The organism is Nonomuraea sp. PA05, from assembly GCF_008086045.1.
Taxonomy (GTDB): Bacteria; Actinomycetota; Actinomycetes; order Streptosporangiales; family Streptosporangiaceae; genus Nonomuraea; species Nonomuraea monospora.
The window spans coordinates 126,525-138,974 of the sequence record NZ_VSEY01000019.1; the positions used below are offsets into that span (position 1 = coordinate 126,525).

Annotated in this window: 13 protein-coding genes; 7 read left to right on the forward strand and 6 right to left on the reverse strand. The window is 72.5% G+C overall.

Annotated features, from left to right (window positions below):
- The first annotated feature begins 18 nt into the window (after nucleotides 1–18).
- Complete coding sequence (locus tag FXF51_RS28705) at nucleotides 19–309, forward strand: hypothetical protein (protein WP_148437788.1); 291 nt, start codon at nucleotides 19–21, stop codon at nucleotides 307–309.
- A 20-nt stretch (nucleotides 310–329) separates the two neighbouring features.
- Nucleotides 330–1,463 (forward strand): M20 family metallopeptidase, encoded by a 1,134-nt coding sequence (locus tag FXF51_RS28710; RefSeq protein ID WP_316247645.1) that lies wholly within the window; start codon nucleotides 330–332, stop codon nucleotides 1,461–1,463.
- Between the two features lie 18 nt (nucleotides 1,464–1,481).
- On the opposite strand, the gene FXF51_RS28715 is transcribed toward FXF51_RS28710, so the two are convergent.
- Nucleotides 1,482–2,498 carry an ROK family transcriptional regulator gene (locus FXF51_RS28715; protein ID WP_222871512.1) on the reverse strand — a complete coding sequence of 339 codons (1,017 nt, stop codon included), beginning with the start codon at nucleotides 2,496–2,498 and terminating at the stop codon, nucleotides 1,482–1,484.
- 74 nt (nucleotides 2,499–2,572) lie between these two features.
- On the opposite strand from FXF51_RS28715, the gene FXF51_RS28720 reads away from it, so the two are divergent.
- Nucleotides 2,573–3,760 carry an MFS transporter gene (locus tag FXF51_RS28720; protein ID WP_148437790.1) on the forward strand — a complete coding sequence of 396 codons (1,188 nt, stop codon included), beginning with the start codon at nucleotides 2,573–2,575 and terminating at the stop codon, nucleotides 3,758–3,760.
- Here FXF51_RS28720 and cpt read toward each other — a convergent pair.
- Nucleotides 3,757–4,287, reverse strand: a complete 531-nt coding sequence (cpt, locus tag FXF51_RS28725; RefSeq protein ID WP_148437791.1) for a chloramphenicol phosphotransferase CPT — start codon at nucleotides 4,285–4,287, stop codon at nucleotides 3,757–3,759. The two genes, FXF51_RS28720 and cpt, sit on opposite strands and share 4 nt — an antisense overlap.
- Before the next feature lie 97 nt (nucleotides 4,288–4,384).
- Between cpt and FXF51_RS28730 the strand changes: the two genes are divergently transcribed.
- Together FXF51_RS28730 and FXF51_RS28735 are read left to right on the forward strand one after the other, a co-directional pair.
- The gene (locus FXF51_RS28730; RefSeq protein WP_148437792.1) at nucleotides 4,385–5,449 is read left to right on the forward strand and encodes an LLM class flavin-dependent oxidoreductase; all 1,065 of its coding nucleotides are present in this window, start codon (nucleotides 4,385–4,387) and stop codon (nucleotides 5,447–5,449) included.
- On the forward strand, nucleotides 5,446–6,930 hold the full coding sequence (locus FXF51_RS28735; protein ID WP_148437793.1) for an AMP-binding protein: 1,485 nt from the start codon (nucleotides 5,446–5,448) through the stop codon (nucleotides 6,928–6,930). The genes FXF51_RS28730 and FXF51_RS28735 overlap by 4 nt, the downstream gene beginning before the upstream one ends.
- A 19-nt stretch (nucleotides 6,931–6,949) precedes the next feature.
- Here FXF51_RS28735 and FXF51_RS28740 read toward each other — a convergent pair whose 3' ends face one another.
- A complete protein-coding gene (locus FXF51_RS28740) occupies nucleotides 6,950–7,543 on the reverse strand; it encodes a TetR/AcrR family transcriptional regulator (protein ID WP_148437794.1) in 594 nt (197 codons plus the stop codon).
- Between the two features lie 98 nt (nucleotides 7,544–7,641).
- On the opposite strand from FXF51_RS28740, the gene FXF51_RS28745 reads away from it, so the two are divergent.
- A complete protein-coding gene (locus FXF51_RS28745) occupies nucleotides 7,642–8,781 on the forward strand; it encodes a cytochrome P450 (RefSeq protein ID WP_187414618.1) in 1,140 nt (379 codons plus the stop codon).
- Between the two features lie 10 nt (nucleotides 8,782–8,791).
- Here the strand turns inward: FXF51_RS28745 and FXF51_RS28750 are convergent, their stop codons facing one another.
- Nucleotides 8,792–9,700, reverse strand: a complete 909-nt coding sequence (locus FXF51_RS28750) for a cyclase family protein (protein WP_148437796.1) — start codon at nucleotides 9,698–9,700, stop codon at nucleotides 8,792–8,794.
- A gap of 31 nt (nucleotides 9,701–9,731) precedes the next feature.
- On the opposite strand from FXF51_RS28750, the gene FXF51_RS28755 reads away from it, so the two are divergent.
- Entirely contained in the window at nucleotides 9,732–10,994 is a 1,263-nt protein-coding gene (locus tag FXF51_RS28755) for a serine hydrolase domain-containing protein (protein ID WP_148437797.1), read from the forward strand.
- Between the two features lie 12 nt (nucleotides 10,995–11,006).
- Here FXF51_RS28755 and FXF51_RS28760 read toward each other — a convergent pair whose 3' ends face one another.
- On the reverse strand, nucleotides 11,007–11,720 hold the full coding sequence (locus FXF51_RS28760) for an SDR family NAD(P)-dependent oxidoreductase (protein WP_148437885.1): 714 nt from the start codon (nucleotides 11,718–11,720) through the stop codon (nucleotides 11,007–11,009).
- On the reverse strand, nucleotides 11,720–12,313 hold the full coding sequence (locus FXF51_RS28765; RefSeq protein ID WP_262379902.1) for an isochorismatase family cysteine hydrolase: 594 nt from the start codon (nucleotides 12,311–12,313) through the stop codon (nucleotides 11,720–11,722). The genes FXF51_RS28760 and FXF51_RS28765 overlap by 1 nt, the downstream gene beginning before the upstream one ends.
- Between the last annotated feature and the right edge of the window lie 137 nt (nucleotides 12,314–12,450).

Genomic DNA, 12,450 nt, shown 5'->3' on the forward strand with positions numbered 1-12,450 from the left:
GGGAAGGAGACCGCCCCCATGAGCACGCCGGAGTCGGTGACGGAGTCGCGATCGCTGAACGTGCCGCTCAGGGGGCTCGTCGCCATCGAGCGGCTGGGCGACAAGCTGCCGCATCCCTTCTGGCTGTTCGTCGTCCTGAGCGTGCTGCTGTCCCCGGTGAGCCGGGGGCCGGCGGCGGCCGGGGTGCCGAGGGTGTCGCCGAAGTGGGTGACGTTCGCGCTGGCGATCACCGGGATGGCGTCGCACATGGCCTCCGGCGCCGCGTACGTGGTGCTCGTCCCGCTCGGGCCCGCAGCGCCCGTCCCCTGACAATCCTCGAAAGGACTCTCGTGTTGATCACCGACTGGACGCGGCAGGCCCTGCCGGCCATGCTCGACGACCTCAGGGCCGTGGTGGAGCTGGAGACCCACAGCTACGACAAGGTCATGCTGGTCAGGGGGCTGCGCGAGATCCGCGCGCGGGCGGTCGGGCACCTGGGCACACCGGACGACGAGATCCTGCACGAGGGCGGCCGGCACGGCGACGTCCTGGAGCTCTACTACCGGGGCACCGCGCCGGGGACCGTGCTCATGCTCAGCCACTACGACACGGTCTGGCCGACGGGCACGCTGGCGGGCTGGCCGTTCGCGGTGCTGGACGGCAAGGCGACGGGGCCGGGCGTGTTCGACATGAAGACGGGGCTGGTGCAGTCGATCTGGGCGCTGCGCGGGCTGCGGGATCTGGGGCTGCCGCATCCGGGCGTGCGGTTCCTGTTCAACGGCGACGAGGAGATCGGCAGCCCGGCCTCACGGGAGCACATCGAGGCGGCCAGCGAGGACGCGCTGGCGACGCTGGTGTTCGAGGCGTCACTGGACGGGGCGCTGAAGACGGCCCGCAAGGGCGTGGGGCTGTTCAACGTGACCGTGACCGGGGTGGAGGCGCACGCGGGGCTGGACCCGTACGCGGGGGCCAGCGCCGTGCACGCGCTGGCCGAGATCGTCACCACGCTGGCGGGCGCGGGCTCGCGCGAGCGCGGCACGACCGTGAACGTCGGCCTGATCAGCGGCGGCACCGGCCGCAACGTCGCCGCCGGGCGCGCCACCTGCGGCGTGGACGTGCGCGTCACGGACCCTGCCGAGATGGGGCGCATCGACGACGTCTTCGCCGCGCTGCGCGTCTCGGACCCGCGCGTCAAGATCTCCGCCACCGGGGAGTGGAACCGGCCGCCGATGATCGCCAACCCGGCCTCCCAGCGGTTGTTCAAGGAGGCGCAGGAGGTGGCGGCCGGATTCGGCTGGCTGATGGACGAGGCGGCGGTCGGCGGCGCCAGCGACGGGAACTTCGTCTCGGCGCTGGGACGGCCGGTGCTGGACGGCATGGGGGCGGTCGGCGACGGCGCGCACGCGCGGCACGAGCACGTGGTGATCGAGCACATCCCGGAGCGCACGGCGCTGACGATGGGTCTGATCACGGCCCTGGCCTGATTGAGAGCGCTCTCACCGCTAGCGGAAGACGCGGTCGCGCGCCTGGTCGAGGGCCGTCAGCACCGCGCCCTGGAGCACCGCGTTGCCCGCCACGGCGCTGGCGCGCACCTCGGTCGGGGCGGGCGCCAGCTCCCGTAGCCGGGCGGCCACCTCGGCGGCCAGCTCGCCGCCGCCCGCCTGCCCCGCCTCCCCGCCGAGCACGACCAGTCCGGGGTCCAGGAGCGTGACGAACGCGAACGCGCCCTTGGCGAGGCGCGCGGCGAACTCGGTCCGGTCCAGCCGCTTCGCCACGCTCTCGGTGACCAGGTTGCAGAAGGCGGTGCCGTCCACCTCCAAGAATCCGATCTCGCCTGCGCCGCCCGAGACGCCGCGCCGCAGCCGCCCGCCGAGCACGACCGCCGCGCCCACGCCGTCGCCCACCCACATCAGCACGAAGTCCTCGGTGCCCTGGGCGGCGCCGGTGCGCAGCTCGGCGATGGCGGCCAGGTTGACCTCGTTCTCCAGGGTCACCGGCACGCCGAGCCGCTCGCTCCAGGCCGCCACCAGGCCGGTGCGCCAGCCGGGCACGTCGTTGGACGACACCAGCTCGCCGTCGCGCGGCGCGACCAGCCCTGGCGCGCCGACCACGACCGTGTCGATCTCCCGCTCCCCCGCGGCCTCCGTGACGACCTCGGCGACGAGGTCCACGAGGTCGCCGCCGACCGGCCGGGTGCGGCTGCCGGCCACCTGGCCGGTGATGTCGGCGACGGCCACGGAGATCGTCTCGCGCCGCAGGTCCACCCCCGCCACGTGGGCGCGCCCGGCCACCAGCCCGTACACGCGGGCGTTCGGGCCCCGCCGGGCCTCGCCCGACTCGCCGGTGACCTCGATCAGGCCGCCCTGCGTGAGGCGCTCGATCAGGTCGGACACGGTCGGTCTGGACAGGCCGGTCAGCTCGCGGAGCTGGGGCGCGGTGAGCGGGCCGCGGTCGAGGAGCAGGTCGAGGGCCAGGCGGTCGTTGATCGCACGGGCCATGGCGGGGGTCGCGGTCTTCACGGCTCCCATAATAAGCAGGGAGCCTGCCTAAAATCTCTTTTCATCAGGAAGCCTGCCTGATAGTTTTCCGGCTCATGAGTCATCATCGTGCGATCGCCGTGATCTTCGCCGTGCACGGCGCCGTGGCCGGCACCATGTCCACCCGCCTGCCCTGGCTCCAGGACCAGCTCTCCCTCGATCCGGGCACGCTCGGCATGGCGCTGCTGTGCCCGCCGATCGGCGCCTTCGTCGGCATGCCGATGGCCGCCCGCGTGGCACACCGTTTCGGCAGCCGCGCCGCCACCCGCGTGCTGCTCGGGCTGTGGTGCCTGGTAATGGCCCTGCCCCCGTTGTCACCGTCACCGCTCTGGCTGGCCGCCGCCCTGTTACTGTCCGGGGTCGGCGCGGGGATGTCCGACATCACGATGAACGCCCACGCCGTCGTCCTCGAACGGCGGCTCGGGCGCTCCATCATGTCCGGCTTGCACGGCATGTGGGCGGTGGGCAGCCTGACCGGAGGCGGCGTCGGCACGCTGGCCGCGCAGGCCGGCATCGACGCCCGCATCCACATCGGCGCGGTCGCCGCCGTTCTGCTCACCGTGAGCGTGCTGGCCGGGCGCGGCCTGCTCCAGGACGGCCCCGCCGGCGCCGCACCCTCCGGCGGGCCCGCACCGCGACGCTTCGCCCTGCCCTCGCGGGCGATCCTGCCCCTCGGCGTGGTCGGGTTCTGCGCCGTGTTCGCCGAAGGCGCCAGCGCGAACTGGTCGGCCGTCTACCTCACGGCCGTCACCGACGCGGGGCCCGGCGTGGCCGCGGCGGGTTACACCGTCCTGATGTTGTGCATGGCCGGCATGCGGCTGACGGGAGACCGGTTCATCCGGGCGCTCGGGCCCGTGACGGCCGTACGGGCGGGCGGGGTCGTGGGGGTGCTCGGCGGCGTTCTGGTGGTCACGGCCCGCACGCCCGCGCTCGGCATCGCCGGGTTCGCGCTGGTCGGGCTGGGAGTGGCGGTGGTCATGCCGCTGGTGATGGCGGCGGCGGGCAACGCGGGGACGAACGCGAGCGAGGGCGTGACGGGAGTGGCCACGATCACGTACCTGTCGGGCATGGTCGCCCCGCCCATCACGGGATGGCTGGCGGACGGCCTGTCCTATCCGGCCGCGTTCGCGATGATCACGGGGGTGATGGTGGTGATGACGCTGCTCGCCCGCGTCGTGCGGCACTCGGGTGGCGCGTCCGCCCGGCCCGCCGGTGACGGCAGCCTTGTCGGGAGCCGCGACTAACGGACGCGCGCGGCGACCGTCCGCGCGCACTCCAGGGAGCCGGTGTGCGTGGTGTCCACCTCCACGTCGTAGCGCACGCCCTGGTGCACCACCCCGGCCTGCAACTCGGCCATCCCCTGGGGCCTGTCCCGCCGCGCCAGCTCGCGCTGGGCGGCGACCGCGCTCTCGCACCTGACGCCCACCCACAGCACGTCCAGGCCGGACAGCGCCTTCTGCCATTCCTGCTGGGACGAGGGCCCGCCGAGGAAGACGTCGTCGACGATGACGGGCGCGCCCGCGCGGGCCATCGCGGCGACGCCCTCCCGCCAGGCCAGTTGCAGCCTGCGGAAGTCGGGCCCGACGTTCACCTCTCCGTCGTCGGTGATCTCGATGCCGCTGTCCATGCTCTGCATGGCGGCGGGCATCGCGTCCACGAGGTCGTCGATGGAGATGCTCAGCCACGGCTCGGGCAGGACGGCTTGCAGGCTCCTGGCCATCGCCGACTTGCCCGCGCTCGATCCGCCGTTCAACACGATCACTTGGGTCACAGCGCCACGCTAGGGGCACCCTGCGGTGATGCGAAACCGCATTTCGGCTGATACGCTCCCAAGCGAGCGCTTGGTTTACCTGCTGAGGGGATGCCGCATGAGGTTCTCGACCTTCCATCTCTTCCACCGGTTCGACGGGCAGAGCTTCAAGGACGTCTACGACTACCACCTGGAGCTCATCGAGCTGGCCGAGGAGCTGGGGTTCGACGGGGTACGGCTGGCCGAGCACCACTTCAGGGACTACGGGGTCGTGCCGAACCTGTTCACCATGCTCGCCCACGCCGCCGCCAGGACCTCCCGGATCAGGCTCGGCACCGGCATCGTCGTGCTGCCGTTGCACAACCCCGTGCACGTCGCCGAGGAGGCCGCGCAGGTCGACGTCCTGTCGGGCGGGCGGCTGGACCTCGGGATCGGGCGGGGGTACCAGAGCTTCGAGTTCGAGGGGTTCGGGATCGACCTGGCCGAGGCGCGCGACCGGTTCAACGAGGCGCTGGAGGTGATCGTCGGGCTCTGGACGCGGGAGTCGTACCAGCACGAGGGGAAGTTCTACCGGACCGGCGCCGAGGTGTCGCTGGTGCCCAGGCCGCTGCAGAGCCCCCACCCGCCGCTGCACGTGGCGGCCGTCTCCCCCGAGACCGTGACCATGTACGCCGAACGCGGCCTGCCCATCCTGGCCGACCCGGCGGCGCCGTTCAGGAAGGTCGTCAAGGCGGCCGAGACCTGGCGCGAGACCGCCGCGCAGGCCGGGCACCCTGACACCACCGAGCTGGTCGTGGCCCGCAGCGTGTACGTCGCCCCCACCCTGGAGCAGGCCCGCGCGGACCAGGAGCGGTTCGAGGCGTCGTTCGACCGCTCGCGCATCTTCAACCAGCGCAGCGCCCCCATCGACCCCAAGACCGGCAGAGCCGCCCAGGGTTTCGAGTACTACCAGGACCGCTACCTCAAGGGCGGCGACCTCTCCGCCGACTTCCGATGGGAGCAACTGGAGGTGATCGGGGACCCCGCGCGGGTGATCGAGCAGATCTCGCTGCTCAGGGACGCCGGGTTCACCAACCTCCTGTGCGACTTCGGCAGCACCCGGCCGATGCCGCTGGAGGAGATGAAGCGCGTCATGCGCTTCTTCGCGACCGAAGTCATGCCGGCCTTTGGAGGCGGACGATGATCCACAGCCTGACTCTGTCGGACGTGCTCGCCGACCACGCCCGCAGCCGCCCCCAGGTGACGGCGGTGGTGGACGGCGAGACCCGGCTCACCTACCCCGAGCTGGACGAGCGGGTGACCCGGCTGGCCGCCGCCCTGGACGGGCTGGGGGTGTCCGCCGGCGACCGGGTGCTGTGGCTGGGGCAGAACGCGTACGCGGTGCTGGAGCTGCTGCTCGCCTGCTCCAGGCTGGGCGCCGTCTTCTGCCCGGCGAACTGGCGGCAGTCGGAGGACGAGCTGCGCTTCGTCCTCACCGACCTCACGCCCGCGGCCGTCTTCTGGGAGCACTCCGAGACCGCCGCGCCGCTGCGCGACACGCGGTGGATCCAGGCGGGCGAGGAGTACGAACGGCTCATCGCCGAGGCTCCCGAACGGGCGTTCGCCCAGGTCGCCGACACCGAGCCGGTCCTGGCCCTCTACACCGCCGCCTTCGCGGGCCGGCCCAGCGCCGCCCTGCTCAGCAGCGCCGCCCTCGTCGCGCACGCCACCTCACTGCTGGTGGTGCGGCAGATGGAGCCGGGCTTCACCTTCCTGAACAACGGGCCGCTCTTCCACGTGGGCACCATGATGTTCTGCCTGGCCACCCTGCAGATCGGCGGCACGAACGTGTTCACGCCTGCCTTCGACCCCGAGGAGGTGTGCCGGCTGGTGGACGCCGAGCGGGTGACGCAGGCGTTCCTGTTCGGGGGGATGATCGACGCGGTGGTGAAGGCGAACGCGGGCGGCAAGTACGACCTGTCGTCGCTGCGGTTCGTCGCGCACTCCGCCGAGTGGGACGACATGATCACCGTGGACGACTCGCCGTGGTGCCGGTCCAGGATGGGCGGGTACGGGCAGACCGAGGTGGGCGGGATGCTCACGTTCCTGGGGCTGGCGGAGGGCGGGGCGGGGTTCGCGGGGCGGCCGTCGCCGCTGGCGCAGGTACGCATCCTGGGGCCGGACGGGGCGGAGCTGCCGGTGGGTGAGACGGGCGAGATCTGCGCCCGCGGCAAGACCCTCTTTTCCGGATATTTCGCCCGGCCCGACTTAAATGCTGAGAAGTCCGCGTACGGCTGGCACCACACCGGCGACCTCGGGCGCCGCGAGCCCGACGGCACCATCACCTTCATCGGGCCCAAGCTGCGCATGATCAAGTCGGGGGCCGAGAACGTCTACCCCGCCGAGGTGGAGCGGGCGCTCAAGACCCATCCCGCCGTCGCCGACGCCGCCGTCATCGGGGTGCCCGATCCCGACTGGCACCAGGTGGTCAAGGCCGTCGTGGTGCTCAAGCCCGACGCCCTGGCCTCGGAGGAGGAGATGGTGGAGCACGTCAAGGGGGTGCTGGCGTCGTACAAGAAGCCGCGGCACGTGGCGTTCGTGGACACCATTCCCAAGCGCGGCTTCACCCCCGACTACGACGCCCTGGACGCGGCCCACGGCGGCGGCAACTACCCGGGCGTCTGACCACCGCATGAGGTCGGGCTCAGGGGCGGGGTAGCGGGAGCCCGTCTTCCAGGTGGGCGAGCGCTTCGTCGAGGCGGGCGGGCGCGTCGATGTCGCGATCCTTCACCCAATCGGCCCACACCCCCACCATGACCCCCATGACCGCCCCCGCCACGTTCCGGATGCCCGGGTCATCGCCAGGCCGCCCCTCCCGCGCCGCGAGCCGCTCGCGCAGGGTCGTGGCCACCCCGGTCACGTTCTCGACGCTGGCCGCCCACAGCTCGGGCACGGTGAGCATGAGCACCTCCCGCTCCAGGCTGTCCGCCCGCTCCTCCGGCGTCTGCGCCTCGATCATGGCGCGCATCGCCATGCGCACCGCCCGCACGGGCGGCACCTCGGGCGGCACCTGGTCGAGCGCCTCCACGAAGGGCGGGAACTGGTCGACGATGACCAGGTCCTCCTTGGAGGCGAAGTAGCGGAAGACGGTGCTGGGCGCCACCTCCGCCGCCTCCGCGATCTGCTCGACCGTCGTGGCCGCGTACCCCTGCTCGCGGAACAGCCGCAGCGCCTCCTTCTGGATCAGCGCCCTCGTCTTGGCCTTCTTCCGCTCGCGCAGGCCCGGTCGATCGCTCATGTCTCCGCATTCTCGGGGCTGCGGCGGCTCACGTCCACTTCCAGGAGATCGCGCCCAATCGCTATACAACTCTCTTTTGAGAGTCTACTCTCACAATTATGCGACTTCCCCTGACCCGCGACGCCCGATGCCCCTTCGACCCGCCCCCCGAGCTGCGCGGCCTGCCCGCGATGAGCCGGATGGAGTTCGCCGACGGACACCTCGGCTGGCTCGCCACCACGGCCGAGGCGGCCAGGACCGTGCTCGCCGACCCCAGGTTCAGCGCGCGCCGGGAGCTCAAGCACGCCCCCGTACGGTTCACCACGCCCGGCGCGACCGGGCGCCCCGCTCCCCCGGGCTTCTTCGGCGCCATGGACCCGCCCGAGCACACGCGCTACCGCCGCCTGCTCACCGGCCAGTTCACGCTGCGCCGGATGCGGCTGCTCGAACCGCGCATCGAGCGCGTCGCCGCCGACCACCTCGACGCGATGGCGGCCGCCGGGCCGCCGGTGGACCTGGTGAGCGCCTACGCGTTGCCGATCCCGTCCATGGTCATCTGCGAGCTGCTCGGCGTGCCGTACGCGGACCACGAGTTCTTCCAGTCCCGCAGCCTCCAGCTCGTCACCCCGGACGGCGACGTGGCGGGCGCGACCGCCGATCTGGCGGGCTACCTCGGCGAGCTGGTACGGCGCAAGCACGCCGAGCCCGCCGACGACCTGATCAGCGGCCTCATCGGTGACCTTTCCGACGAGGAGCTGACCAACGTGGCGATGCTCCTGCTGGTGGCGGGCCACGAGACCACCGCGAACATGCTGGCCCTGGGCGTCCTCGCGCTGCTGGAGCGCGGGATCCCCTACGAGGAGGGCCTGGTGGAGGAGCTGCTGCGCTGGCTGTCGATCCTGCAGTTCGGCGCGCCCACCAGGGCCGCGCAGGAAGACGTCGAGGTGGCAGGCGTGCTGGTGCGCGCGGGTGAGACCGTCGCGCTGTCCCTCCCGATGATCAACCGGGATCCCGGTCTGTTCGAGAATCCGGACGTGCTCGACCCCGGACGCGAGGAGGCGCGCAGGCACCTGTCCTTCGGGCATGGCGTGCACCAGTGCCTGGGGCAGCAGCTCGCCAGGGTGGAGCTGCGCATCGGCTACGGCGCGCTGTTCGGGCGCTTCCCCGGCCTGCGGCTGGCCGTCCCTGCGGGCGAGGTGCCGCTGAAGCGCGACGCGGCGGTGTTCGGCGTCGCGTGCCTGCCGGTCACCTGGGACTGAGCGCACGGGGCTACAGGATGGCGAGCGGGGTGAGCGGGCTGCCGGTGCCGCCCTCGATCCGCAGCGGCGCCGCCACGAACACGAACTCCGTCCGTTCCGTCGCGGCCAGCTCCTCCAGCCACAGCATCTCGATCAGGTGGATGCCGTGCCGGTGCAGCAGCACGAGATGCAGGTCGTCCTCGGCGCTCTCGTAGGCCATGCCGTGCGCGTTGAGCCCGCCGATGGCGGCGTTGTCCGAGGCGACGGCCGCCACGTCGTGCGCCGCCAGCCACCGCCCCGCCTCCGCCGACAGCCCCGGCTGGCCGGACCAGTACTCCTCCCGCGAGCGCTGCCACACCACCGGCCAGCCCGTACGCACCACCGCCACGTCCCCGGCCCTGGGCACCGCGATCTCCTCCAGCAGCCCGGCGGGGATGCGGTGGCCGGCGGGCAGGTGGTCGAGGCCGAGCCGGCGCGGCACGTCGTACAGCACCCCTCTGGCCACCACCCCGCCCACGTGCTCGATCCCGCACCTCGTGGCCCCGTACGAGCGGACCCTGGCGGCCGGATGGCCGTTGTACAGCTCGTCGCCCGACCACATGTGGCACAGCGCGTCCATGTGCGTGGTGGTGCCGTGGTGGGTGACGACCAGCGCGTCGTCCGCCACCCGCAGGCCCGCGCCGATCGGCCGGGCGCCGGCCGCGTAGTCGCCGCCGTCCACGGACATGAAGTGCTGCGGCAGTGGCCGGCCCGGCAGGTGCGGCACCGTGCCGGGCGCCGGTGAGGAGGTGGCGCCCCTGATCGGCATGGCCAGGCTCAGCACCTCGCCGGAGACGGCGCTGCGCAGGGCGTCCAGGACGACGGACGGGGTCAGCAGGTTCAGGGTGCCACGCTGATCGTCTGGGCCGAAACGTCCCCAGTTGTTAGGCTCGGTGACCAAGTAAGCGCTCCCTTTCTGCTGCGGAGGTCTGATGCACTGCGATCCTCGGTTCTCCCGCGTCCGCGAGGTGTTCGAGCGGCACTTCGCCGACGGCGAGGAGCTCGGCGCGGCCTTCGCCGTCCACCTGGACGGCGAGCTGGTCGTGGACCTCTGGGACGGCGTCGCCGACCGGCACACCGGACGGCCCTGGGAGCGCGGCACGCCCGCCTTCGCCTACTCCTGCACCAAGGCCGTCACCGCCGCCGTACTGCTGCAGCTCGTCGAGCGGGGGCAGGTGGACGTCAAGGCGCCCGTCGCCGGGGTGTGGCCCGAGTTCGCGGCGGCCGGCAAGCGGGCGATCACCGTCGAGCACCTGGTCAGCCACCAGGCGGGGCTGCCGGCGCTGGAGGAGCCCGTGCCGGTCGAGGAGTTCGAGGACCAGCCCGCCATCGCGGCCCGGCTCGCCGGTCAGCGGCCGATCTGGGAGCCGGGGACGGCGCACGGGTATCACGCGCTGACGTACGGGTTCCTGGCCGGGGAGGTGGTGCGGCGGGTGAGCGGCAAGACGGTGGGAGAGCTGGTGGCGGCAGAGATCGCCGGGCCGCTGGGGCTGGAGCTCTGGGTGGGGGCGCCTGACGAGGTGATCGAGCGGGCGGCGCGGCTGACGGCGGGCGAACGCGCCCGCCCCGCCACCGTCACGGAGACGGCGAGCGCCGACGCGGGGACGACGGCTCCCGGACGGGCCGGCGCCGACGCCGGGACGGCGGCTTCGGGGCGAGGAAGCGGCGATTCGGGGGCGGCGGGGGGTGCTGGAGGCGGGCCGGCGGAGAATCCGCTGGAGGAGATGGCCAGGGCGGCGCTCGACCCGGACAGCCTGATGAACCGGGCCCTCGGCAACCCCGCCATCAACCTGCTCGACGGCGGCGCGAACAACCCGGTGATCCTGCGGGCGGGCTGGCCGGCCGCCGGGATGGTCACCACCGCCCGGGGCCTGTCCGGCTTCTACCGAGCGCTGATCGCCGGCGAGATCCTGCGCCCCGCTACCCTGCGCGAGGCGCTGCGCCCCCGCGTGAGCGGCCCCGACCGGGTGCTCTGCCTCGACACCTCGTTCGGCCTCGGCTTCATGCGCCCGTCGACCACGTTCATGGTGCCCTCGCCGACCGCGTTCGGCCACTCGGGCGCGGGCGGCTCGATCGGCGTCGGCGACCCGGAGCGCGGCCTGGCCATGGGGTACGTGATGAACAAGATGGCCAACGCGATCTCCGGCAACCTGCGCGGGCTGCGCCTGCTGCAGGCCGTCTACGACTCGTTGTGAGCGCATGACCGTTCAGTGCATGGTCACGCCGCCGCTCACCGACAGGGTCTGTCCGGTGATGTACGCGGCGCGTTCCGTGCACAGGTAGGCGACCAGCCCGGCCACGTCGGCGGGCGTCCCGAGGCGGCGCAGCGGGATGGCCCGCGCGATCTTGTCCACCAGCCCCGGCTCCGCCTCGGACACCCGGCGGAGCATCGGGGTGTCGGTGGGTCCTGGGCAGACCACGTTGGCGGTGACGTGCGCCCTGGCGGCCTCCCTGGCGAGCGTCTTGGCCAGGCCGAACAGCCCCGCCTTGGTCGCCGCGTACGCCCCCTCGCCCCCTGACCCGGCCCTGGCGCCGTCGGAGGAGACGAACACCAGCCGTCCCCAGCCCCTGGCCATCATGCCGGGCAGGAGCAGCTTGGTGAGCAGCATCGGCCCGCGCAGGTTGACCTGCCACATGAGGTCCCAGCCTGCGGGGTCGCTCTCGGTGAACGGCTCCACGATCGCCACCCCGGCGTTGTGCACCAGGATGTCCACCTCGCCGACCGCGCCCGCGAACTCCTCCACGGACTGCGGCGAGGCCAGGTCCAGATGTGTTGCTCGCCTTCCGTCGTTCGCGAGGGCCACGTCGGCGAGCACGACCTCGGCGCCGAGGGCGGCCAGGTCGGTGGCGATGGCCGTGCCGATGGCGCCCGCTCCCCCGGTGACCACCGCCACGCGTCCGTCCAGGCGCAGCCCGTCCATCATGACTTCCAGCCCTCGACCAGGTCGGCGGTGGTGGCGCGGGTGGCGAGCAGGCTGATCGTGTGTCTCAGCACGGCCCGCGCGTACTCCTCGGGGATGCCCGCCACCGCGTCCGTGACGACGGTCACCCGGTAGCCGAGGTTCACCGCTTCGAGCGCCAGTCCGGGGATGCCGAGGTTGAGCGAGACGCCGAGCGCGACGACGGACGTGACGCCCAGCGAGCGCAGCGTCATGTCGAGCGCGGTGCCGGTGAACGGCGAGAACCCGTGGTGGCGGCGGCTCTCCAGGTCGGTGTCCGCACGCAGCGAAGGGAGCACCTCCGTGGCGGGCGTGCCTTCCAGCATGTGCCGCGGGTCCTTGAGCAGGGAGACGATGAACGGGCAGTTGCCGGTGTGGGAGCCGGCGCGGTCGGGCCGGAACGCGGCCGTGCAGTGGATCACCGGCAGCCCGGCCTGCCTGGCCGCCTGGAGCAGGCGGGCGGCGTTGGCCAGGACGTCGTGCCGCGCGCACGCCTCCACCAGGTCCGGAAATTTCGTCAGATCGCCGACTACGCCCCGCTGCATCTCCATGACCAGCACCGCCACGCGCTCCACCGGCGACCTCCATGCTTCTTAGCCGAGCGCTTGCTTGGGAACCTGGATCAGCATAACACCGGACGAAATCTCCCGGCTCGTGACAACCGGAACCCCGGGTGAGACCGTCGAATCCATGACGGCTGCCTGATGGGGGT

What these genes read in the sequence shown, in the direction of transcription:
- FXF51_RS28745 (WP_187414618.1), top strand. Translation starts at nt 7,642, where the DNA reads ATGCGACTTCCCCTGACCCGCGACGCCCGATGCCCCTTCGACCCGCCC.
- FXF51_RS28705 (WP_148437788.1), top strand. Translation starts at nt 19, where the DNA reads ATGAGCACGCCGGAGTCGGTGACGGAGTCGCGATCGCTGAACGTGCCG.
- FXF51_RS28740 (WP_148437794.1), bottom strand. Translation starts at nt 7,543, where the DNA reads ATGAGCGATCGACCGGGCCTGCGCGAGCGGAAGAAGGCCAAGACGAGG.
- FXF51_RS28735 (WP_148437793.1), top strand. Translation starts at nt 5,446, where the DNA reads ATGATCCACAGCCTGACTCTGTCGGACGTGCTCGCCGACCACGCCCGC.
- FXF51_RS28730 (WP_148437792.1), top strand. Translation starts at nt 4,385, where the DNA reads ATGAGGTTCTCGACCTTCCATCTCTTCCACCGGTTCGACGGGCAGAGC.
- FXF51_RS28755 (WP_148437797.1), top strand. Translation starts at nt 9,732, where the DNA reads ATGCACTGCGATCCTCGGTTCTCCCGCGTCCGCGAGGTGTTCGAGCGG.
- FXF51_RS28760 (WP_148437885.1), bottom strand. Translation starts at nt 11,720, where the DNA reads ATGGACGGGCTGCGCCTGGACGGACGCGTGGCGGTGGTCACCGGGGGA.
- FXF51_RS28720 (WP_148437790.1), top strand. Translation starts at nt 2,573, where the DNA reads ATGAGTCATCATCGTGCGATCGCCGTGATCTTCGCCGTGCACGGCGCC.